Below are 20504 nucleotides of genomic sequence, written 5' to 3'. Positions count from 1 at the left end.
TCACTTGCCCTGGCCCTTGCGGTAGATCTGGCCGTCCGCCTTGGGCATCCGCAGGCGCTGCGAGGCCAGTGAGAGCACCACCAGGGTGATCACGTACGGCGTGGCGACGATCAGCGGGCGCTGGACCTCGTCGGTGAGCGCGTACCAGGCACCGAGGCCGCCCGCGATCACGATCGAGACCGCGGCCGAGGTGAACTTGCGCCGGTACAGCTGCCAGAGCGCGAGCAGGGCCATCGCGATGGAGACGGTCAGGATCAGGACGTGCACCGACTCCGGGTCGCGCAGCTGGAGGCTGTCGGTGAAGCCGAACAGGCCGGCGCCCATGGCGAGGCCGCCCGGCATCCAGTTGCCGAAGATCATCGCCGCGAGGCCGATGAAGCCGCGGCCGAGGGTCTGGCCGTCCTTGTAGAAGTGCGCCGCGACCAGCGAGAGGTACGCACCGCCGAGACCGGCGAAGGCACCGGAGGCGATGACCGCGAGGTACTTGTACTTGTAGACGTTGACGCCCAGCGACTCGGCGGCGGTCGGGTTCTCACCGCAGGAGCGCAGCCGAAGGCCGAACACCGTGCGCCAGAGCGCGAAGTAGCTGATCACGATCAGCGCGGCCGCCAGCACCACGACCACCGAGATGTTGGTGACCAGGCCGCCGAGCACCCCGGCGACGTCCGAGACGAAGAACCAGTGGTGGCTCTCGATGTCCTTCAGCCAGGAGGACAGGCCCGGGACGGTGATGTACGGCAGCGGATCCGCCGGCGGCGACTGGTTCGCACCGGCGCCGACCGAGATGTAGTCCTTGTAGTAGATCCGGTTGACGTACGCGCAGATGCCGGGGATCAGCAGGTTGATGCCGACGCCGGAGACGATGTGGTCGACGCCGAAGCTGACGGTGATCACCGCGTGCAGCAGACCGCCCAGCGCACCGCCGAGCATGCCGGCCAGCAGACCGACCCACGGGTTGTACAGGTAGCCCGCCCAGGCACCGCAGAAGGTGCCGGCGACCATCATGCCCTCGAGGCCGATGTTGACCACGCCGGCCCGCTCGGACCAGAGACCGCCCAGACCGGCCATGCCGATCGGCACGGCGGCGCTGAGCGCCGCGGTGACCTGCCCGGAGGAGGTCAGCGAGTGGTTGCCGGTGGCCATGCCCACGGCGGAGAACAGCACCAGGGCGCCCGCGATCAGCAGCAGCACGACCGGCCAGGAGAGCTTGCGCTTCTTGGCGGGGGCGCCGGGCGCCTTCGGACGAGCAGCGGTAGCCGTGCTCATGCGGACACCTCCTTCTTCTCAGTGGCCGCGAGCTGGGCGGCGAGCTGGGCGCCGACCTTCTGCTGCTGGCGCTTCAGGCTGTAGCGGCGCACCAGCTCGTACGCGACGACGACGCAGATGACGATGGTGCCCTGCATGACCTGGACGATCTCGAACGGGAAGGCCCCGTTCTTCGGCAGCGGCAGCTGGTTGCCGGTGGCGTCCAGGAAGGCGAACAGCAGGGCCGCGAAGGCCATGCCGATCGGGCTGTTCCGGCCGAGCAGGGCGACCGAGATGCCGAGGAAGCCGAGGCCCGGCTGGAAGGTCTGGCCGTAGAAGTACGAGTTCTGCAGCAGCTCGGGCATGCCGATCAGACCGGCCAGGCCGCCGGAGACCGCCATCGAGATGATGACCATGCGCTTGACGTTCACGCCGGACGCGGTGGCCGCCGACTCCGAGCGGCCGGTGGCGCGCAGGTCGAAGCCGAAGCGGGTGCGGGTCAGGGTGAACTGGAAGGCCACGCCGACCAGGACGGCGATGAAGAGGAAGCCCCAGAGCGGGCCGCCGGCCGTGTCGAACGAGAAGAAGTGGCTCGACTGCGAGATCGGCGCGGTCTGGATCGAGTTGCTGGTGCCGCTCTGCTCCGGGGCGAAGATGCCCGGGACGAGCAGCAGACCGACGATCGCGACGGCGATCGAGTTCAGCATGATGGTCGAGATGACCTCGCTGACGCCGCGGTAGACCTTCAGCAGACCGGCGATGCTGGCGTACAGACCGCCGACCAGCATGGCGGTGACCAGCAGCAGCGGGATCTGGATGATCGCCGGCAGGTCGACCTGGGCGCCGATGAAGGCCGCGAACAGCGCCGCGACCTTGTACTGGCCCTCGACACCGATGTTGAACAGGTTCATCCGGAACCCGAACGCGGCGGCCGCGGCGGCCAGGTAGTAGGTGGTGGACCGGTTGAGGATCGCCACCTGGCCGTCCGACTTGGTGGCGTACGTGAGCATCACGTTCCACGCCTCGAACGGGTTCTTGCCCGAGGTCGCCAGCAGGACGGAACAGATCACCACGGAGAGCACGACCGCGAGCACCGGCGCCGCCAGTGCGAGCACGATCCGCTCACCGCTGATCCGCTGCGTCAGGCTGCGCTTGGCGGCAGGGGGGTTGGGACTGGTCATGTGGCTACTCCCCCGCCTCGGCGTCGCCGGCGGTGTCGGTGTGCGAGTGCTCGGCCTCGGTGCCCTCCGCCGCGGCGGCGTGCGCCTCGGCGACGGCGTCCGCGTCGGACTCGATGTGGCCGCTGGCGGCACCGGTCATCGCGGTGCCGAGGTCCTCGGCGGTGACGGTGGCCGGGTCGGCGTCGGCGACCAGGCGCCCGCGGTAGATGACCCGGATGGTGTCGGAGAGGCCGATCAGCTCGTCCAGGTCGGCGGAGATCAGCAGGACCGCCAGGCCCGCGCGCTGCGCGACCCGGATGTGCTCCCAGATCTGCGCCTGGGCGCCGACGTCCACACCGCGGGTGGGGTGCGCCGCGATCAGCAGCTTGGGCTGGTGGCTCATCTCACGGCCGATGATCAGCTTCTGCTGGTTGCCGCCGGAGAGGGAGGCCGCGGTGACCTCGATGCCGGGGGTGCGGACGTCGTACTGCTCGACGATCCGCCAGGTGTCCTGCCGGGCGCCGGAGGGGTCGAGCAGGACGCCCTTGGAGTTGGGCTCCTCGGTGACGTGACCGAGGATCCGGTTCTCCCAGAGCGGGGCCTCCAGCAGCAGGCCGTGCCGGTGGCGGTCCTCGGGGATGTACCCGATGCCGGCCTCGCGGCGGGCGCGGGTGAGCGAACCCGAGAGGTCCTTGCCGTCCAGGGCGACGGTGCCGCCGTCCAGCGGCAGCATGCCCATGATGGCCTCGACCAGTTCGGCCTGGCCGTTGCCCTCGACACCGGCGATGCCGAGGATCTCGCCCTTGTGGATGCGCAGCGAGATGTCGTCGAGGACGACGCGCTCGATGCCCTCGGCGTCGGTCTTGGCGATCCGCAGGTCCTCGACGGCGAGCATCACGTCGGTGGTCACGGTCGACGCGCGGCTCTCCGGGGAGGGCAGCTCGGCGCCGACCATCAGCTCGGCGAGCTGGCGGGCGGTGACGGCCTTCGGGTCGGCGTCGCCGACGGTGGTGCCGCGCCGGATGACGCTGATCGCGTCGGCCACCGCCAGCACCTCGTGCAGCTTGTGCGAGATGAAGATGACGGTGACGCCCTCGGACTTCAGGTCACGCAGGTTGTCGAACAGCGCGTCGACCTCCTGCGGGACCAGCACGGCCGTGGGCTCGTCGAGGATCAGGATCTTGGCACCGCGGTACAGCACCTTGAGGATCTCGACGCGCTGGCGGTCCGCGACGCCGAGGTCCTCGACCAGGGCGTCCGGGCGCACGCCCAGGCCGTACTGGTCGGAGATCTCCCGGATCTTCGCCTTCGCCTTGGCGCCGATGCCGTGGATGTTCTCGCCGCCGAGGACGACGTTCTCCCACACGGTGAGGTTGTCGGCCAGCATGAAGTGCTGGTGCACCATGCCGATGCCGCGGGAGATGGCGTCGCCCGGGGTGTTGAACTCGCACTGCTCGCCGTTGATCGCGATGGTGCCCTCGTCCGGCTTCTGCATGCCGTAGAGGATCTTCATCAGCGTCGACTTGCCGGCGCCGTTCTCACCCATCAGGGCGTGCACGGTGCCGCTGCGGACGGTGAGGTTGATGTCGTGGTTGGCCACGACGCCGGGGAAGCGCTTGGTGATGCCGCGCAGTTCGACGGCCGGTGTCGCCGTCCCCGCGCTGGGGGTTCCGTCCTTGCGCAGGGGGACGGGGTCGGATGCGGTGATGGCGATCTCCTGGTGGTCTGGAGGCGCGTCGTTGCGCTGGGAGGGCCAAGGGTGAGGACGTGGGGACGGGACGGGGCCCGGGGGTACGCGTTCAGCGCACCCTGCCGGGCCCCTCCCGTTGTGCCGTGTCAATCATCGCGCTGCCGGGCAGGCGGCAGTCGCTACGTCGTCCGGGACGCGCGGGCCTTACTGGGCCGGGGCGGTCGGGACGGTGGTGGCGCCGGAGGTGATCGCCGTGGTGGCGGCCTTCAGCTTGTCCTGGATGTCGTCGATCTTGCCACCGGTGGTGGCCAGCGAGACACCGTTGGCCTTCAGGTCGAACAGCTTGACGCCGGTGAACGGCGCGCCCTTCTTGACCGACTCGATGTAGGAGAACACCGCGTTGTCGACGTTCTTGACCATCGAGGTCAGGATGCTGTTCTTGTACTTCGCCAGGGCCGGCTGGTTGGCCTGGTCGGAGTCGACACCGATGGCCAGGGCGCCCTGCTTGTTGGCGACGGCCTCGATGGCGCCGTTGCCGGAGGAGCCGGCGGCGGAGTAGATGACGTCCGCGCCCTTGTCGAGCTGGCCCTGCGCGGCCTCCTTGCCCTTGTCGGGCGAGTTGAAGCCGGAGAAGTCCGGGGGGGTGGTCAGGTAGGTGGTCTCGACCTGGATGTTCGGGTCGACGGACTTCACACCCGCCTTGTAACCGGCCTCGAACTTCTTGATCAGCTCGGACTGCACACCGCCGATGAAGCCGACGTGCTTGCTCTTCGTCTTGTTCGCGGCGGCGACGCCGGCGAGGTAGGAACCCTCCTGCTCGGCGAAGACCAGCGACGTGACGTTGGACGGCTGGTCCTTGTCGTTCGAGTCGATGATCGCGAACTTGACGTCCGGGTTGTCCTTGGCGACCTTGTCGACCGCCTGCTGGTAGACGAAGCCGACCGCGATGATGGTCTTGTAGCCACCGTCGATCAGGTTCTTGAGGCGGGTCTCCTTGTCGGCCTCGGCCTCGCCGGTCTTGGCGTCGGCCTCGGTGACGGAGACGCCGAGCTCGGACTTGGCCTTGTCGAGACCGCGGGCGGCGGAGTCGTTGAAGGACTGGTCGCCACGGCCGCCGATGTCGTAGGCCATACCGACCTTGAGCGAGCCGTCGGAGGAACCGGAGGAGGCGTTGTCAGTGCTCTTTGCGCCGCAAGCGGCGAGCGAGGCCATGCCCAGGGAACCCGAGAGCACAACCGCGGCGAGCTTCATTGAACGGCGCAAGGGAGTATCTCCTTCTCACACGCACCTGATTAGCGTGGTCGGACGCCACCGTAACGCGCGTAGAACACGGTTGTGTTACGGGCTGCCGGAGCATTCGGGTTGTTATCAAACCGTGGTCTCACGGTCGTCCCGAGGCCCTCTTCCCGTGCGCGGACGGTGATCCGGAACTGGTTTCAGACCAGTCTACGGAACTGTTCGAAAAGCCCGGATCAGCGCGGACCGGCCGGCGCCCTGCTGGGCACCGGCCGGTCCGGGGGGTCGTTCGCACACGTCACGGGGACCTGCCGCACGGGCGGCGGTCCGCCGGCTCAGAGCTGCGGCTCGTCCAGGGCCAGCGCCGCGAAGAGCTCCACGCCGATCCCGATCGCCCGCTCGTCGACGTCGAAGCGGCCCTGGTGCAGGTCCCGGACGGCGGTGTCGCCGGGGGCGCGGACGCCGAGCCGGGCCAGCGCGCCCGGGGCGTGCTCCAGGTACCAGGAGAAGTCCTCGCCGCCCAGGCTCTGCTCGGTGCCCTCCACCACCTGCACGCCGTCCGCCCCGCCGGCCGTGCCGAACCGGGCCGTCATCGCCGCGTCCAGCAGCGCGACCGAGACCGCCTCGTTCACCACCGGCGGCACCCCGCGGTGGTAGTCCAGCGTCCACTTCGCCCGGTAGGTCTCGGCGAGCTTGGCGATCAGCTCGTGCAGCAGGTCCGGCGCCTCGCGCCAGCCGTCCAGCTCCAGGCAGCGGACGGTGCCCTCCAGCTCGGCGTGCTGCGGGATGACGTTGGGCGCGGAGCCCGCGGCGATCCGGCCCCAGACCAGGCTGACGCCCCAGCGCGGGTCCATCCGGCGGGCCAGCGCACCCGGCAGGTCGGCGGCCATCCGGGCGATCGCGGTCACCAGGTCGGTGGTCAGGTGCGGGCGGGCGGTGTGGCCGCCGGGGCCGTCCAGGTGGAGCACCAGGCGGTCGCAGGCCGAGGTGATGGCGCCGGTGCGCAGCGCGATCCGGCCCACCTCCACCTTGGGGTCGCAGTGCACGGCGAAGATCCGGCCGACGCCGTCCATCCCGCCGGCCTTGATGACGTCCAGCGCGCCGCCCGGCATGACCTCCTCGGCCGGCTGGAAGACCAGCCGCACCGGGCGGCCCAGCTCGCCGGTGCGGGCGGCCTCCGCCAGCACCAGGGCGGTGCCGAGCACCACCGAGGTGTGCACGTCGTGCCCGCAGGCGTGGGCCCGCCCGGGGACGGTCGAGCGGTACGGCACGTCGCTCTTGGCGTCGTCGATGGGCAGCGCGTCGATGTCGGCGCGGAAGGCCAGGAACTCGGCGTCCGGGGCGGTGCCGGCCGGGACGACGTCGACGATCAGCCCGGTGCCGCCGGGCAGCACCCGCGGGCTCAGGCCCGCCGCCACCAGCCGGTCGCGGATCAGACCGGTGGTGCGGAACTCCTGTCGGCCGAGCTCCGGATGCCGGTGCAGATCACGGCGGAAGGCGATCAGCTCGGGCTCCAGCCTCCTGACCCTGGCGCGCAGATCGGCGGCGGGGCGTGCGGCGGCGAGAGTGGCGCCCGGCTGAGCGGGCTCAGGACGGTTCATCTCAACAAGAGTAGGCCTGTTGGGGGGATTTGGCCCGACTTCCGGAAAACTAGTCCCCGGATGGGCGCATACCGGCCGAACAGGTGGGTATGACATCTCGTTTCAGCCGCCTTCCCCGGGTTGCTTGCCCTGTGCAACGATCACCCGGGCCGGTGGACACGGGCGCGGTGCCTTGACGGCGGCTCAGAAGCGGTCCACCGGGGAGTACCCGCCCCACACCCCGCGCAGCGCGTCGCAGACCTCGCCGACGGTGGCCCGGGCGGCCAGCGCCTCCTTCATCGGGTACAGCACGTTGTCCGCCCCCTCCGCGGCGCGGCGCAGCGCGTCCAGGGCCCGGGTGACGGCCGCGGAGTCGCGGTCGGCGCGCAGCCGGGCCAGCCGTTCGGCCTGCCGCCGCTCGATCGCCGGATCCACCCGCAGCGGGTGGTAGGGCTCCTCGGTCTCCAGCCGGAAGCGGTTGACGCCCACCACCGTCCGCTCGCCCGAGTCGGTCTCCTGCTGGATCCGGTAGGCGGTGCGCTCGATCGCGGCCTTCTGGAAGCCCTGCTCGATCGCGGCCACCGCGCCGCCCAGCTCCTCGACCCGGGCCATCAGCGCCAGTGCGGCGGCCTCCACCTCGTCGGTCATCGACTCCACGGCGTAGGAGCCGGCGAACGGGTCCACGGTGGCGGTCACGTCCGTCTCGTGGGCGATCACCTGCTGCGTCCGCAGGGCGAGCCGGGCCGCCTTCTCGGTGGGCAGCGCGATCGCCTCGTCGAAGGCGTTGGTGTGCAGCGACTGGGTGCCGCCGAACACCGCGGCGAGCGCCTGCACCGAGACCCGGACCAGGTTCACCTCGGGCTGTTGGGCGGTCAGCTGCACCCCGGCGGTCTGGGTGTGGAAGCGCAGCATCCGCGAGCGGGGGTCCCGCGCGCCGAACTCCTCGCGCATCACCCGGGCCCAGATCCGCCGGGCGGCGCGGAACTTGGCGACCTCCTCCAGCAGCGTGGTGCGGGCCACGAAGAAGAAGGAGAGCCGCGGCGCGAAGTCGTCCACGGCCATCCCGGCGGCCAGCGCCGTGCGGACGTAGGCGATGCCGTTGGCCAGCGTGAAGGCGATCTCCTGCGCCGGGTCCGCCCCGGCCTCGGCCATGTGGTACCCGGAGATCGAGACGGTGTTCCAGCGCGGGATCTCGGCCCGGCAGTAGCGCATGAGGTCCGCGACCAGCCGGAGCGAGGGCTGCGGCGGGAAGATGTAGGTGCCCCGGGCGATGTACTCCTTCAGCACGTCGTTCTGGACGGTGCCGGTGAGCCGGGCCGGCGCCACCCCCCGGGCCTCGCCGACCAGCTGGTAGAGCAGCAGGAGCAGCGCGGCGGGCGCGTTGATGGTCATCGAGGTGGACACCGCGTCCAGCGGGATCCCGTCGAACAGCGTCGCCATGTCCTCGACCCCGTCGACGGCCACGCCCACCTTGCCGACCTCCCCGGCGGCCTGCGGCGCGTCCGAGTCGTAGCCCATCTGGGTGGGCAGGTCGAAGGCCACCGAGAGTCCGGTGCCGCCGCCCGCGATCAGCTGCCGGTAGCGGGCGTTGGACTCGGCGGCGGTGCCGAAGCCCGCGTACTGCCGCATCGTCCACGGCCGCCCGGTGTACATCGTCGGGTGGACGCCCCGGGTGTACGGGTACTCCCCCGGGCGTCCGAGCCGGCTCGCCGGGTCCCAGCCGGCCAGCGCCTCCGGGCCGTACAGCGGCTCGATCTCGAATCCTGACTCGGAGCGGCGCGGTTCCGCGGCCATGGGCCCTCCTGGGGGCGGGAGCGGTGGTCCTCGCAATGTAGGGCGCGTCCGGCGGTTCCCGGCGGCCCGGCGCGCGGCGTCCGGGTGCCGGCCGCGCAGGGGCGTGACCGGGCGGCGGGCGCGCGGACGGGGTTGAGATGATCGGGTGAACGACCGAATGTGCGTACCCCCCCCACACCGAGCCCCCAGGGAGTGGCAATGACCGAGCAGAAGGTGGCCGTGGTCACCGGTGCCAGTAGCGGAATCGGCGCGGCGACCGCCCGCCGGCTGGCGGCCGAGGGCTTCGACGTGGTGCTGACCGCCCGGCGGACCGAGCGGATCGAGGCGCTGGCCAAGGAGATCGGCGGCCGGGCCCACACCGTGGACGTCACCGACCGGGCCGCCGTGGACGCCTTCGCGGCCGAGGTCGGCCGGGTGGACGTGCTGGTGAACAACGCCGGCGGGGCGATCGGCGCCGAGAGCGTCGAGCACGGCGACCCGGCCGACTGGCGGGCGATGTACGAGGTGAACGTGCTCGGCGTGCTGCACATGACGCAGGCGCTGCTGCCGGCCCTGCGGGCCAGTGGCGACGGCACGGTGCTGGTGCTCTCCTCGACCGCCGCACTCACCGCGTACGAGGGCGGCGGCGGGTACGTCGCCGCCAAGCACGCCGCGCACACCATCGCGGCCACGCTGCGGCTGGAGCTGTGCGGGGAGCCGATCCGGGTGATCGAGATCGCCCCCGGCATGGTGCGCTCCGAGGGCTTCGCGGTCACCCGCTTCCGCGGCGACGAGGAGAAGGCCGCCGCCGTGTACGCCGGCGTGGCCGAGCCACTGACCTCCGAGGACGTCGCGGACACCGTGGCCTGGGCGGTCACCCGCCCCCCGCACGTCAACATCGACCTGCTGGTGGTCCGGCCGCGCGCCCAGGCGGCCAACCACAAGGTGCATCGCGCCTGATCAGCGCCGGTCCGGGCGGCCCGGGGCCCGGTGATCATGCGCACCGTGCCGAGTGATACACACGTGCGATGAGAACCTTCCGGGCCGCCCGCCCAAGGGTGCTGCTGACCGCCCTCGCGGCCGGCACCCTGCTGCTCGCCACCGCATGCGACGACACCGCCGGACCCGCCCGGGGCCAGGCCGCCGGCACCACCGCGCCCGCCGCCGCGAGTCCGACCGCCACGCCGACGCCCACCCCCAAGCCCACCGGGGAGGCCGACCCGGCCCTCAAGCCCTTCTACGGCCAGCAGATCACCTGGGCGGACTGCCCCGCGGACCCGAAGGCCGAGCAGGCCAAGGTCGACCTCTCCACGCTGAAGTGCGGCAAGCTGCACGTCCCGCTCGACTACGCGAACCCCGCCGGCGACGCCCTCGACCTCGCCCTGGTGAAGTACCCCGCCGCCAAGCCGGACCAGCGCCTGGGCTCGCTCATGGTCAACCCCGGCGGCCCGGGCGGCTCCGGCGTCGAGATGGTCACCTTCGGCACCAAGGACTTCGCCGGCAGCCTGCACAACCGCTACGACGTGATCGGCTTCGACCCGCGCGGCACCGGCGCCAGCTCGCCGATCCACTGCCTCGACGACAAGCAGCGCGACGCCGAGTCCCAGCAGGACGCCCCGCTCGACCCGGTGGCCCGCAAGGCCCAGTCGGACCGGCAGGACGCCGAGTTCACCGCCGCCTGCCAGGCGAAGTCCGGCAAGCTGCTGCCCTTCGTCGGCACCCGCAACACGGCGCGCGACCTGGACGTGCTGCGCGCCGCCGCCGGGGACCGCAAGCTCAACTACCTGGGCATCTCCTACGGCACCTACCTGGGCTCGCTCTACGCGGAGGAGTTCCCCGGCAACACCGGACGGCTCGTCCTGGACGGCGCCGTGGACCCGGCCGCCGACGACCTCGACGCCTCCGTGAAGCAGATCGTCGGCTTCGAGACGGCCTTCGACCGCTTCGCCGCCGACTGCGTCGAGAACCACGCGGACGAGTGCGCGCTCGGCAAGGACCCGGCCGGCGCCGCCAAGAAGGCCGCCGACTTCCTGGACGGCCTGCGCGACCACCCGCTGCCGACCAAGGACGGACGCAAGGTCGGCAGCGACCTGGCCTGGACCGCCGTCCGCTCGGCGCTCTACGGCGACGAGAACCAGACCTGGAACTACCTGCGGGTCGGCCTCACCGTGGCGATCAAGGCCGGCAAGGGCGACGTCCTGCTGGCCTTCTCCGACGACTACAACGAGCGCGACGAGAACGGCCACTACACGCCGCTCCACGAGGCGCACGCCGCGATCGGCTGCGCCGACGGTGCGGCCCCGGCACCGACGCCCGAGCGCGCCCAGCAGGCCGTGCAGCAGCTCCAGCAGCAGGCCCCGCTGATGACCAAGGGCGTGAGCGTCGAGGACTTCACCGAGGACTCCTGCCACGGATGGCCCTACAAGTCCCCCGAGAAGCCGCACGCCATACGGGCCGAGGGCGCCGCCCCGATCCTGGTGGTCGGCTCGACCGGCGACCCGGCCACCCCGTACGCCTCGGCCGAGGCGCTCGCCAAGGGCTTCGCCAAGGCCACCCTGCTCACCCGGGTCGGCGAGGGCCACGGCGCCTTCGGCAAGGGCAACGCCTGCATCGACCAGGCCCTGGAGACCTACCTGATCGACGGCACCATGCCGGCCGAGGGGACCCGCTGCTCCTGACCCCGACCGGGCCGGACCTAGCAGACGACGGCGGGGAGGGCGCTGACACGAAGGTGTCAACGTCACAACTTGATAGCTCGTCCGGATGAATTCCGCGCGCGCCCTCCCCAACTGATGACCGCTCAACTACCTTTGAGGAGTTGTCGACGGGCGCTCGAAGCCGCTCGCGGCCCCCCATACTTCAGCTGCTCCACCCCACCCCACTCCACCGGCACCTTCCCGCCCTCACGAGGAGGACCCGCTGGCCAGCGACATCCCGCCACAGCGGCCCGAACCCAGCTCGGAGCCGACCCTCCTCGGGCTGCACCGCTTCAACGAGGCCGACGCAGGCGCCGCCGAGGAGGCCCTCCTGGCCTGCTGCGGCAGCCGCCGGTGGGCCCTGCGGCTCACCGCCCACCGGCCCTACCCCGACATAGGGTCCCTGCTGGCCGCCGCCAGCGAGGCCTCCTACGACCTCCGCCCGGCCGACCTCGCCGAGGCGCTCGCCGACGAGAGCTGGATGCCGCAGCCGCTGCTCGGCATGCGGGCGCCGGGCAGCCAGGCCGCGCACACCGCACTGCGGGCCGCCCACGCGGCGTACGAGGCCAGGTTCGGCCACGTGTTCGTGGTCTGCCTGGAGGGCGTCGCCCCGGAGGAGATGCTCGACACCGTGCTCTCCTCGATCCGCACCCGACTCGCCAACGACCCGGACGAGGAGCGGCTGATCGCGGCGGACGAACTCCGCCGGATCGCCCTCACCCGGCTGGAGCACCTGGTCGCCACCCACTCGGAGGCCGGGGCGCGCTGAGCCGGCCGCCGCCCCGACCCACCCGCCCTACCCACCCGTCGGTCCGCCCGCCTGCGCGGCCCGGAGCTTGGCCACCTGTCGCCGGACGACCAGCTCGTCCGGCGCGGCGGCCGGCTCGGTGGCGACGCCGAAGGTGGTGAACACCGCGAGCACCGGCCCGACCCGGGCCAGCACCGCGCGCTGGGAGAGCACCGCGCTCCCCGATTCATTCGTGAGGGTGAATCCGAGGGCCGCGTCCGCTCCCCCGGGAGTGGGCGTGTCCACCCGGCTCAGCCGGTGCCCGGTCCGGATCGGCGCCTTCCTCCCCTGCTTCTCGGCGGGCGGGGCCGGCGCCGCCGAGGTGAACGCGGCGCACGGGCCGAACAGCTTCTCCAGCTCCGCCTGCAGCGCGGCGGCCCGCCCCGTCCGGTAGCCGAGCAGCCCGCCGTACAGCCCGCGCTCGGGGTCGGCCGCCCGCGTCACGCCGAGGTCCGTCTCCGCGTACGGGTAGCCCGGCCCCGGCGAGGCGGTGGCGGCGCCCGACGCGGCCGGGGTCACCGCGTCCAGCAGCGGCTGGCAGGCCGGCACGTCCGCCACCTCCCGCCCGGCCCCGGCCCCGGTGTCCCCGTGACCGGGCGTCATCACCGTCACCGCGTAGCCCGCCCCGAGGTCCGCGTCGGCCACCGCGGCGGCGCGCAGCTCGGCCGCGGACAGCTCCCGGGCGGGCGCCGCCCGGTCCGCGGAGGGGCCGCCGACGGTGGTGCAGCCCGCGGCGAGCAGCAGCAGACCTGCGAGGGCGGCGGCGGGCGGTCGGGCGGGGCGGAACGGCACGGGGGCCTCGGCAGGGTGTCGGCGGCGGATCCGGCGCGGTGGGTCCGGCGACGGGGCGGGCCGCCACCGTAGCGCAGCCGAACCGTCACCCAGAGCGACGGAACAGGCTCCGGTTCCCGTCCAACTAGGCCAGTCGTGCCTGATTGATCACACCTGAGGCCCCCGGAGGCGGTTCACCAGACGGCGTCGATAGGATGCTGGCGGCCGGTGGACCGTACCCGGCCGGGCTGACCGACACCGAAGCCGGCCGAGCCCCCAATCGCTTCCGGAGGGTTTTTCCGTGCCGGCTGGAACGCTGTACCGCGGCCGGGAAGGCATGTGGAGCTGGGTGGCTCATCGAGTCACCGGCGTCCTCATCTTCTTCTTCCTGTTCGCCCATGTCCTGGACACCGCGCTGGTGCGGGTGTCGCCCGAGGCCTACGACACCGTCATTCAGACGTACAAGACGCCTCTCGTGAACCTGATGGAGTACGGCCTGGTGGCCGCCATCCTGTTCCACGCCCTCAACGGCCTGCGGGTCGTCGCGGTCGACTTCTGGGCCAAGGGCCCGAAGTACCAGAAGCAGATGCTCTGGACCGTCGTCGGCGTCTGGGTCGTCCTGATGGCCGGCTCCTTCTACGGGATCCTGCAGCACACGCTGATCTCCTGGTTCGGGAAGTGAGCCGACACATGTCCACGGAAATCTCCGACGCGCTGGTGGTCCCCTCCGCCCAGGCGCACACCGGCAAGGGCCTCGGCACCGGGAACCCGGCCGACGAGTTCGTCATCGAGCCTCCGCGCAAGCGGACCGCGAAGACCCCGCGCCGCACCCGCACCAACTTCGAGATGCTGGCCTGGCTCTTCATGCGCCTGTCCGGTGTCGTCCTGGTCGTGCTGATCCTCGGCCACCTGCTGATCATGCTGGTGCTCGACGGCGGCGTCTCCAAGATCGGCTTCGCCTTCGTGGCCGGCCGCTGGGCCTCGCCGTTCTGGCAGGTCTGGGACCTCGCGATGCTGTGGCTCGCCATGCTGCACGGCGCCAACGGCATGCGTCAGGTCATCAACGACTACGCCGAGAAGGACTCGACCCGGCTCTGGCTCAAGGGGCTCATGGGTACCGCCACGGTCTTCACCGTGCTGCTCGGCACCCTGGTGATCTTCACCTTCGACCCCAACATCTGAGCCGCGAGCAACATCGGACATCGGCAGAGGCCAGAGGCGAGTTAACCCCCCATGCAGATTCACCAGTACGACACCGTCATCGTCGGCGCCGGCGGCGCCGGCATGCGCGCGGCCATCGAGTCGACGCAGCGCAGCCGCACCGCGGTCCTGACCAAGCTCTACCCCACCCGGTCCCACACCGGCGCGGCCCAGGGCGGCATGTGCGCCGCCCTCGCCAACGTCGAGGAGGACAACTGGGAGTGGCACACCTTCGACACGGTCAAGGGTGGTGACTACCTGGTCGACCAGGACGCCGCCGAGATCATGTGCAAGGAGGCCATCGACGCCGTCCTCGACCTGGAGAAGATGGGTCTGCCCTTCTCCCGCACCGAGCAGGGCCGCATCGACCAGCGCCGCTTCGGCGGGCACTCCCGCAACCACGGCGAGGCCCCGGTCCGCCGCTCGTGCTACGCGGCCGACCGCACCGGCCACATGATCCTCCAGACGCTGTTCCAGAACTGCGTCAAGCACGGCGTCGAGTTCTTCAACGAGTTCTACGTCCTCGACCTGCTGCTCAACGAGGGCAGGACGGCCGGCGTCGTCGCCTACGAGCTGGCCACCGGCGAGATCCACGTCTTCCAGGCCAAGTCGGTCGTGTTCGCCTCCGGCGGCACCGGCAAGTTCTTCAAGGTCTCCTCCAACGCCCACACCCTCACCGGTGACGGCCAGGCCCTGGTCTACCGCCGCGGCCTGCCGCTGGAGGACATGGAGTTCTTCCAGTTCCACCCGACGGGCATCTGGCGCATGGGCATCCTGCTCACCGAGGGCGCCCGCGGCGAGGGCGGCATCCTGCGCAACAAGGACGGCGAGCGCTTCATGGAGCGCTACGCCCCCGTCATGAAGGACCTCGCGTCCCGTGACGTCTGCTCCCGCGCGATCTACACCGAGATCCGCGAAGGCCGCGGCTGCGGTCCGGACGGCGACCACGTCTACCTGGACCTCACCCACCTGCCGCCGGAGCAGCTGGACGCCAAGCTCCCGGACATCACCGAGTTCGCCCGCACCTACCTCGGCATCGAGCCCTACACGGACCCGATCCCGATCCAGCCCACCGCGCACTACGCCATGGGCGGCATCCCGACCAACGTCGAGGGTGAGGTGCTGCGCAACAACACCGAGGTCGTCCCGGGCCTGTACGCGGCCGGCGAGGTCGCCTGCGTGTCCGTGCACGGCGCCAACCGCCTGGGCACCAACTCGCTGCTGGACATCAACGTGTTCGGCAAGCGCGCGGGCGTCGCCGCCGCCGACTACGCGCAGACGGTGGACTACACCGAGCTGCCCGAGAACCCGGCCGAGAAGGTCCAGGCCCTGGTCGACGGCCTGCGCGAGTCCACCGGCACCGAGTCCGTGGCGCAGATCCGCAAGGAGCTGCAGGAGACCATGGACGCCAACGCCATGGTCTACCGCACCGGCGCCACCCTGAAGCAGGCCGTCGAGGACATCGCCGCGCTGCGCGAGCGCTACAAGCACGTCTCCATCCAGGACAAGGGCTTCCGCTACAACACGGACCTGCTGGAGGCCGTCGAGCTGGGCAACCTGCTCGACCTGGCCGAGGTGCTGGCCGTGTCCGCGCTGGCCCGCGAGGAGTCCCGCGGCGGCCACTACCGCGAGGACTTCCCGACCCGTGACGACGTGAAGTTCATGCAGCACACCATGGCGTACCAGGAGGTTGCCGCCGACGGCACCACCTCCATCCGCCTCGACTACAAGCCGGTCGTCACGACCCGCTACCAGCCGATGGAGCGTAAGTACTGATGAGCACTCCGACCGTGGAGAAGCACTCGGCCGCTCTGGACGCGGCCGAGAGCGGTGCCACCCAGCTGATCACCGTCACCTTCCGGATCCGCCGGTTCAACCCGGAGGAGCACCCGGACCCGGTGTGGGTCGACTACCAGCTCGAGATGGACCCGAAGGAGCGCGTCCTGGACGCGCTCAACAAGATCAAGTGGGAGCAGGACGGCACCCTCACCTACCGCCGTTCCTGCGCGCACGGCATCTGCGGCTCCGACGCCATGCGGATCAACGGCCGCAACCGGCTGGCGTGCAAGACCCTGATCAAGGACGTCAACCCGGAGAAGCCGATCACGATCGAGGCCATCAAGGGCCTCACGGTCCTCAAGGACCTGGTCGTGGACATGGACCCGTTCTTCCAGGCGTACAAGGACGTCATGCCGTTCCTCATCACCAAGGGGAACGACCCGACGCGCGAGCGCCTGCAGTCCGCCGAGGACCGCGAGCGCTTCGACGACACCACCAAGTGCATCCTGTGCGCCGCGTGCACGTCGTCCTGCCCGGTGTTCTGGAACGACGGCCAGTACTTCGGCCCGGCCGCCATCGTCAACGCGCACCGCTTCATCTTCGACTCGCGTGACGAGGGCGCCGAGCAGCGCCTGGAGATCCTCAACGACCGTGAGGGCGTGTGGCGCTGCCGCACCACCTTCAACTGCTCCGAGGCCTGCCCCCGTGGCATCGAGGTCACCAAGGCGATCCAGGAAGTGAAGCGGGCCCTGGTCACCCGCCGCTTCTGAGCCACCCGGCCCCGCCCGACGAAGGCCCCCGTCCGCACCGCGGACGGGGGCCTTCGCGCGTACCGGCGGCGCGGTCGCCGGCCTCAGTCCGCGGCCGGGGCGGCGCGGCGGGCGGCGCGCAGGCCGCGGACCCCGACGGAGCCGACGGCGATGCCGAGGAGGAAGGAGGTGACGGCGAGGAGGAGGTGCACCCAGAAGAAGGCGGTCGGCTGGGAGTGGTCGCCGCCGGTGAAGGCCTGGCCGCCGGAGTCCTTCCACAGGTTCTTGACGAAGGTCGTCCAGATGATCATCGACCAGACGCCGAAGGCGGTCAGGAACCAGGAGGTGCGGCGGCTGAGCTTCATGGGATCCTCGGCGGGGGTGTGAAGGCGGTGTGCGTCCCCAGTATGCGCGGACGGCCGATCGGCGTACGGCGGGGCCCTCCTGCGGAGGACCGGCCCGGTGCGGCGGACGGCCGGCGCCCGGAGTGGGTACGGTCAGCTGGTGCCCACAGCCCGTCACACGTTCGCCCACCTGTGCGCCGCGGTCACCGCGGCCCTCCCCGTCCTGCTCGTCGCCCAGGCGGCGGCCGCCGCCCCGTACGAGCCGCCCCCGCCCACCGCGGTCGGCGGCGGCCGGCTCGGGCTCCCCGGGGTCCAGGTCGACCCGCTGGCCGGCGCCCCGGCGCTGCCCGGGGACCTCACCGGCCAGTCCTGGATAGTCTCCGACGCCACGTCGGGAGAGGTGCTGGCGGCGAACAACCCGCACCTGAAGCTGCCCCCGGCGAGCACCCTGAAGATCCTCTTCGCGGACACCGTGCTGCCCAAGTTCGACCGCAACCTGGTGCACCGGGTCGCGGACGAGGAGATCCTGGGGATCGGCGCCGGCAGCAGCCTGGTCGGCATCAAGGAGAACCTCGACTACCGGGTCGAGGACCTGTGGCGCGGGGTGTTCCTGAGCTCGGGCAACGACGCCGTGCACGTCCTCGCGCACATGAACGGCGGCGTGCAGCAGACCGTCGGCGAGATGCAGGCCCGCGCCGACGCCCTGCAGGCCCGGGACACCCGGGTGATCTCGCCGGACGGGTACGACATGGACGGCCAGGTCTCCTCGGCCTACGACCTCACCCTGTTCGCCCGGGCCGGCCTGCGCAATCCCGACTTCCGGATGTACTGCGCCACCCGGGACGCGATGTTCCCCGGCGCGGTGGACAAGAACACCGGCCAGCGCGGCAGCTTCGGGATCGCCAACACCGACCGGCTGCTGGGCAAGTACCCCGGCCTGATCGGGGTGAAGAACGGCACCACCACCAACGCGGGCTCCACCTTCGTCGGCGCCGCCGAGCGCAACGGCCGGACCCTGCTGGTGACGGTGATGCACCCGGCCAGCTACCAGAAGGTCTACGACGAGACGGCCGCGCTGCTGGACTGGGGCTTCGCGGCGGCCGACAAGGTGCGACCGGTCGGCCGGCTGGTCGACGAGCTGCCGCCCGGCGGCGAGCCGACCGGCCAGGCCGGCGGCGCCGCCGGCGTTCCGGCGCCCCCGCCGCACCCGTCCCCCACCGCCACGGCACCCGCCACCCCGGCGGCGGCCCCCGTCGCGGCCTCCCGGGGCACCGGCCCCGGCCTCGGCGGCTGGCTGGCCGTCGCGCTGGCCGTGGCCGCGGGCGGCTACGGGGCGCTGGTCGTGCACCGCCGCCGCAGGGCCGCGGGCTGATCCGCCGACGGGCCCGGGCTCAGGGCTCAGGGCTCAGGGGCCGGCTCCCAGGACGCTCAGGACTGGGCCGGGCCCTGGGCCCTGGCCGTCGGCTCCGCCGCGGCCCCCGCCTCGTCGGCCGCCTCGATGACGGCCCGGCCGTGGGCCCTGGCCCGCTCCCGGGCGGCCTCCGGGTCGGCGAGGGCCGTCCAGGCCACGCAGTACATCAGCAGCCGGCTGACGAAGTTGATCCAGAGCAGCAGCGCCACCGGTACGCCGAAGGCGCCGTAGAGGCTCTTCCCGGCGACCGAGCCGAGGTAGGAGGCGAGCAGGATCTTCAGCGCCTCGAAGCCGACCGCGCCGATCAGCGCCCCCTGCAGCACGTCCCGCCGGCGCTGGCCGCCGATGCCGGGGAAGGGCGCCAGCAGGTAGGCGAAGAGCAGGGTGTCGCACCCTATGGCGATGAGGATGCCGATCCCGGTGAGCAGGTAGCCGTTGTGCAGGCCGAGCTGGTCGGCGATCCGCCCGGCCAGCGTCGTCCCCGCGGCGGAGGCGCCCAGCGAGACCAGCGAGACCAGGCCGAGGCCGCCGAGCACCACGCAGTCCCACGCCTTGCGCAGCACCGGGTTGCCGTCCTCCTCGGGCAGCTGCCACACGTCCCGGATCGAGGTGCGCATGGTGTCCACCCAGCCCAGGCCGGAGATCAGCAGCAGTGCCCCGCTGACGAGTCCGACGGCGCCCGCGTTGGCCACCAGCGACGGCAGGTTGAGTGCGTCGGAGATGCCCGGCAGCTGGTCGGAGATGCGTTTCTGAATGTCCGCCACACGGCTGTCGCTGAACGTCGCCACGGCGATCGCCAGGGCGACGGTGAGCAGCGGGAACAGGGCGAGGAAGCCGAAGAAGGTGACCGCGCCGGCCAGTCTGTTCCCGCGGGCCGCGGTGAAGTGCTCGTACACCCGGTACGGGCGGCTGCGCAGCAGTCGCGTCACGAGCGGGCCGATGACCGGAAGGCGGGTCAGGAAGTCCACCCGACCGGTTATACCGGCCCGTCCCCCGAACGGCCGTCAGGCTCGACGCACGGCCGGGGCCGCGTCGTGGCCGCCGGGGCCCGCCGCGGCTAGCCGCGGACCAGCCGGCGGGCCCGGGCGAGCGCCCTGACGGCCTGGTAGGCGCCGTAGCGGCCGTGGCTCAGCAGTTCGGTGCGCACGCCGTCGACGCCCGCCGGGGGGCGGTAGCCGGCCGGGCGCAGCCGGGCGCAGTGGGCGGCCGCGCGGCGGAAGTACTCGCGGCGGTCGCCGGGCGGGACCCGGCCGGGCTTGGAGACGACCGTGTTGAGGTGGTGCAGCATCCGGCCGTAGACGACGGGGCGCCAGTGGTCCAGGTCGGGGCGGCCGTCCAGGAAGCCGAAGACCAGGTCGTACTGGTCGAAGACGTCGAAGTGCTTGCGGCTGGCGGTGGCCAGGATGTTGCCGCCCTCCTGGCGCTGGCGGTAGTGCACGCCGACCTCGTCGAGCAGGGTGATCCGGGCGGCGGCGAGCAGCGCCGGGTACGTCCAGGGGGTGTCCTCGTAGTAGCCGGCCGGGAAGACCAGCCGCTGCGCGGTGACGAAGTCGCGGCGGTAGGCCTTGTTCCAGACGACCTGCAGCAGGTCGAGCAGATCCGGGCGGGCGGCGAGGTCGAAGACCTCGGGGGAGGCGGCGCCGAAGACGTGGGCCGAGGCGGCGCGGGTGATCCGGCCGTCGACGTAGGTGCGGGCGTAGTCGTAGACCAGGACGTCCGGGTCGCCGGTGGCGGTGAGCCGGTCGTCGACGCTCTTGAGCAGGTTCGGGGTGAGCGTGTCGTCGCTGTCGAGGAAGACCACGTAGTCGCCGGTGGCGACCTCCAGGCCGGCGTTGCGGGCCCGGCCGAGTCCGACGTTCTCCGGCAGGTGCAGCACCCGGATCCGCGGGTCCGCGGCGGCGGCCTCGTCGAGCATCGCGCCGCAGCGGTCCGGGGAGCGGTCGTCGACCGCGATCAGTTCCAGGTCGGGGCCGCCCTGGCCGAGGACCGAGTCGAGGCACTCGGCGAGGTAGTCCTGGACCTTGAACACGGGGACGATCACGCTGAAGCGGGGCACGGGCCCCAGAGTAGTGGCCCGGAGGGG

At 71.7% G+C, this 20504-nt stretch carries 18 protein-coding genes; 8 read left to right on the top strand and 10 right to left on the bottom strand.

Annotated elements, in window-relative coordinates:
* The 6 genes from ACIRS1_RS12765 to ACIRS1_RS12740 all read right to left on the bottom strand — a co-directional run bounded on the left by ACIRS1_RS12765 (window position 1) and on the right by ACIRS1_RS12740 (window position 8705).
* Window positions 1-1266: an ABC transporter permease gene (locus ACIRS1_RS12765; protein ID WP_402838873.1), complete on the bottom strand. Its 1266-nt coding sequence runs from the start codon at window positions 1264-1266 to the stop codon at window positions 1-3.
* A complete protein-coding gene (locus ACIRS1_RS12760) occupies window positions 1263-2426 on the bottom strand; it encodes an ABC transporter permease (RefSeq protein WP_360219558.1) in 1164 nt (387 codons plus the stop codon). Before ACIRS1_RS12760 ends, ACIRS1_RS12765 begins: the two co-directional genes overlap by 4 nt.
* Before the next feature lie 4 nt (window positions 2427-2430).
* Window positions 2431-4005 (bottom strand): ABC transporter ATP-binding protein, encoded by a 1575-nt coding sequence (locus ACIRS1_RS12755; RefSeq protein ID WP_387901224.1) that lies wholly within the window; start codon window positions 4003-4005, stop codon window positions 2431-2433.
* A 294-nt stretch (window positions 4006-4299) separates the two neighbouring features.
* Window positions 4300-5358 carry a BMP family protein gene (locus ACIRS1_RS12750; RefSeq protein ID WP_402838871.1) on the bottom strand — a complete coding sequence of 353 codons (1059 nt, stop codon included), beginning with the start codon at window positions 5356-5358 and terminating at the stop codon, window positions 4300-4302.
* Between the two features lie 308 nt (window positions 5359-5666).
* The gene (locus ACIRS1_RS12745; protein ID WP_402838869.1) at window positions 5667-6932 is read right to left on the bottom strand and encodes an amidohydrolase; all 1266 of its coding nucleotides are present in this window, start codon (window positions 6930-6932) and stop codon (window positions 5667-5669) included.
* A 183-nt stretch (window positions 6933-7115) separates the two neighbouring features.
* Window positions 7116-8705 (bottom strand): methylmalonyl-CoA mutase family protein, encoded by a 1590-nt coding sequence (locus ACIRS1_RS12740; protein WP_360219549.1) that lies wholly within the window; start codon window positions 8703-8705, stop codon window positions 7116-7118.
* Window positions 8706-8903: 198 nt separating this feature from the next.
* Here ACIRS1_RS12740 and ACIRS1_RS12735 point away from each other — a divergent pair, with 198 nt between their 5' ends.
* The 3 genes from ACIRS1_RS12735 to ACIRS1_RS12725 all read left to right on the top strand — a co-directional run bounded on the left by ACIRS1_RS12735 (window position 8904) and on the right by ACIRS1_RS12725 (window position 12149).
* The gene (locus ACIRS1_RS12735; RefSeq protein ID WP_360219546.1) at window positions 8904-9644 is read left to right on the top strand and encodes an SDR family oxidoreductase; all 741 of its coding nucleotides are present in this window, start codon (window positions 8904-8906) and stop codon (window positions 9642-9644) included.
* A gap of 68 nt (window positions 9645-9712) precedes the next feature.
* On the top strand, window positions 9713-11362 hold the full coding sequence (locus tag ACIRS1_RS12730; protein ID WP_402838866.1) for an alpha/beta hydrolase: 1650 nt from the start codon (window positions 9713-9715) through the stop codon (window positions 11360-11362).
* Window positions 11363-11603: 241 nt separating this feature from the next.
* Window positions 11604-12149 (top strand): 2-oxo-4-hydroxy-4-carboxy-5-ureidoimidazoline decarboxylase, encoded by a 546-nt coding sequence (locus tag ACIRS1_RS12725; RefSeq protein WP_387901316.1) that lies wholly within the window; start codon window positions 11604-11606, stop codon window positions 12147-12149.
* A gap of 27 nt (window positions 12150-12176) precedes the next feature.
* On the opposite strand, the gene ACIRS1_RS12720 is transcribed toward ACIRS1_RS12725, so the two are convergent.
* A complete protein-coding gene (locus tag ACIRS1_RS12720; RefSeq protein WP_402838864.1) occupies window positions 12177-12959 on the bottom strand; it encodes a hypothetical protein in 783 nt (260 codons plus the stop codon).
* 280 nt (window positions 12960-13239) lie between these two features.
* Here ACIRS1_RS12720 and sdhC point away from each other — a divergent pair, with 280 nt between their 5' ends.
* The 4 genes from sdhC to ACIRS1_RS12700 are packed head-to-tail and all read left to right on the top strand — an operon-like array spanning window position 13240 to window position 16687.
* Window positions 13240-13620 carry a succinate dehydrogenase, cytochrome b556 subunit gene (gene sdhC / locus ACIRS1_RS12715; protein ID WP_360219537.1) on the top strand — a complete coding sequence of 127 codons (381 nt, stop codon included), beginning with the start codon at window positions 13240-13242 and terminating at the stop codon, window positions 13618-13620.
* 8 nt (window positions 13621-13628) lie between these two features.
* Complete coding sequence (gene sdhD / locus ACIRS1_RS12710; RefSeq protein WP_360219534.1) at window positions 13629-14120, top strand: succinate dehydrogenase, hydrophobic membrane anchor protein; 492 nt, start codon at window positions 13629-13631, stop codon at window positions 14118-14120.
* A gap of 51 nt (window positions 14121-14171) precedes the next feature.
* Entirely contained in the window at window positions 14172-15914 is a 1743-nt protein-coding gene (sdhA, locus tag ACIRS1_RS12705) for a succinate dehydrogenase flavoprotein subunit (RefSeq protein WP_387901210.1), read from the top strand.
* Window positions 15914-16687: a succinate dehydrogenase iron-sulfur subunit gene (locus ACIRS1_RS12700; protein ID WP_360219528.1), complete on the top strand. Its 774-nt coding sequence runs from the start codon at window positions 15914-15916 to the stop codon at window positions 16685-16687. The genes sdhA and ACIRS1_RS12700 overlap by 1 nt, the downstream gene beginning before the upstream one ends.
* An 83-nt stretch (window positions 16688-16770) precedes the next feature.
* On the opposite strand, the gene ACIRS1_RS12695 is transcribed toward ACIRS1_RS12700, so the two are convergent.
* Window positions 16771-17031, bottom strand: a complete 261-nt coding sequence (locus ACIRS1_RS12695) for an SCO4848 family membrane protein (RefSeq protein WP_360219525.1) — start codon at window positions 17029-17031, stop codon at window positions 16771-16773.
* Between the two features lie 139 nt (window positions 17032-17170).
* Here ACIRS1_RS12695 and ACIRS1_RS12690 point away from each other — a divergent pair, with 139 nt between their 5' ends.
* Window positions 17171-18382: a D-alanyl-D-alanine carboxypeptidase family protein gene (locus ACIRS1_RS12690; RefSeq protein WP_402838861.1), complete on the top strand. Its 1212-nt coding sequence runs from the start codon at window positions 17171-17173 to the stop codon at window positions 18380-18382.
* Window positions 18383-18438: 56 nt separating this feature from the next.
* Here the strand turns inward: ACIRS1_RS12690 and ACIRS1_RS12685 are convergent, their stop codons facing one another.
* Both ACIRS1_RS12685 and ACIRS1_RS12680 read right to left on the bottom strand, forming a co-directional pair.
* On the bottom strand, window positions 18439-19389 hold the full coding sequence (locus tag ACIRS1_RS12685; RefSeq protein WP_402838859.1) for a YihY/virulence factor BrkB family protein: 951 nt from the start codon (window positions 19387-19389) through the stop codon (window positions 18439-18441).
* 89 nt (window positions 19390-19478) lie between these two features.
* Window positions 19479-20477 (bottom strand): glycosyltransferase family 2 protein, encoded by a 999-nt coding sequence (locus tag ACIRS1_RS12680; protein WP_360219519.1) that lies wholly within the window; start codon window positions 20475-20477, stop codon window positions 19479-19481.
* Window positions 20478-20504 lie beyond the last annotated feature (27 nt).

This window comes from Kitasatospora sp. NPDC101176 (assembly GCF_044768035.1).
Classification (GTDB): Bacteria; Actinomycetota; Actinomycetes; order Streptomycetales; family Streptomycetaceae; genus Kitasatospora.
The sequence above is the reverse complement of the archived record's forward strand: the minus strand, read 5'-3'. Positions and strand labels throughout refer to the sequence as shown.

Bases quoted from the DNA above. Each gene is read 5' to 3' on its own strand.
- ACIRS1_RS12760 (WP_360219558.1), bottom strand. From the start codon at position 2,426: ATGACCAGTCCCAACCCCCCTGCCGCCAAGCGCAGCCTGACGCAGCGG.
- ACIRS1_RS12735 (WP_360219546.1), top strand. From the start codon at position 8,904: ATGACCGAGCAGAAGGTGGCCGTGGTCACCGGTGCCAGTAGCGGAATC.
- sdhD (WP_360219534.1), top strand. From the start codon at position 13,629: ATGTCCACGGAAATCTCCGACGCGCTGGTGGTCCCCTCCGCCCAGGCG.
- ACIRS1_RS12700 (WP_360219528.1), top strand. From the start codon at position 15,914: ATGAGCACTCCGACCGTGGAGAAGCACTCGGCCGCTCTGGACGCGGCC.
- ACIRS1_RS12765 (WP_402838873.1), bottom strand. From the start codon at position 1,266: ATGAGCACGGCTACCGCTGCTCGTCCGAAGGCGCCCGGCGCCCCCGCC.
- ACIRS1_RS12695 (WP_360219525.1), bottom strand. From the start codon at position 17,031: ATGAAGCTCAGCCGCCGCACCTCCTGGTTCCTGACCGCCTTCGGCGTC.
- ACIRS1_RS12740 (WP_360219549.1), bottom strand. From the start codon at position 8,705: ATGGCCGCGGAACCGCGCCGCTCCGAGTCAGGATTCGAGATCGAGCCG.
- sdhA (WP_387901210.1), top strand. From the start codon at position 14,172: ATGCAGATTCACCAGTACGACACCGTCATCGTCGGCGCCGGCGGCGCC.
- ACIRS1_RS12745 (WP_402838869.1), bottom strand. From the start codon at position 6,932: ATGAACCGTCCTGAGCCCGCTCAGCCGGGCGCCACTCTCGCCGCCGCA.
- ACIRS1_RS12730 (WP_402838866.1), top strand. From the start codon at position 9,713: ATGAGAACCTTCCGGGCCGCCCGCCCAAGGGTGCTGCTGACCGCCCTC.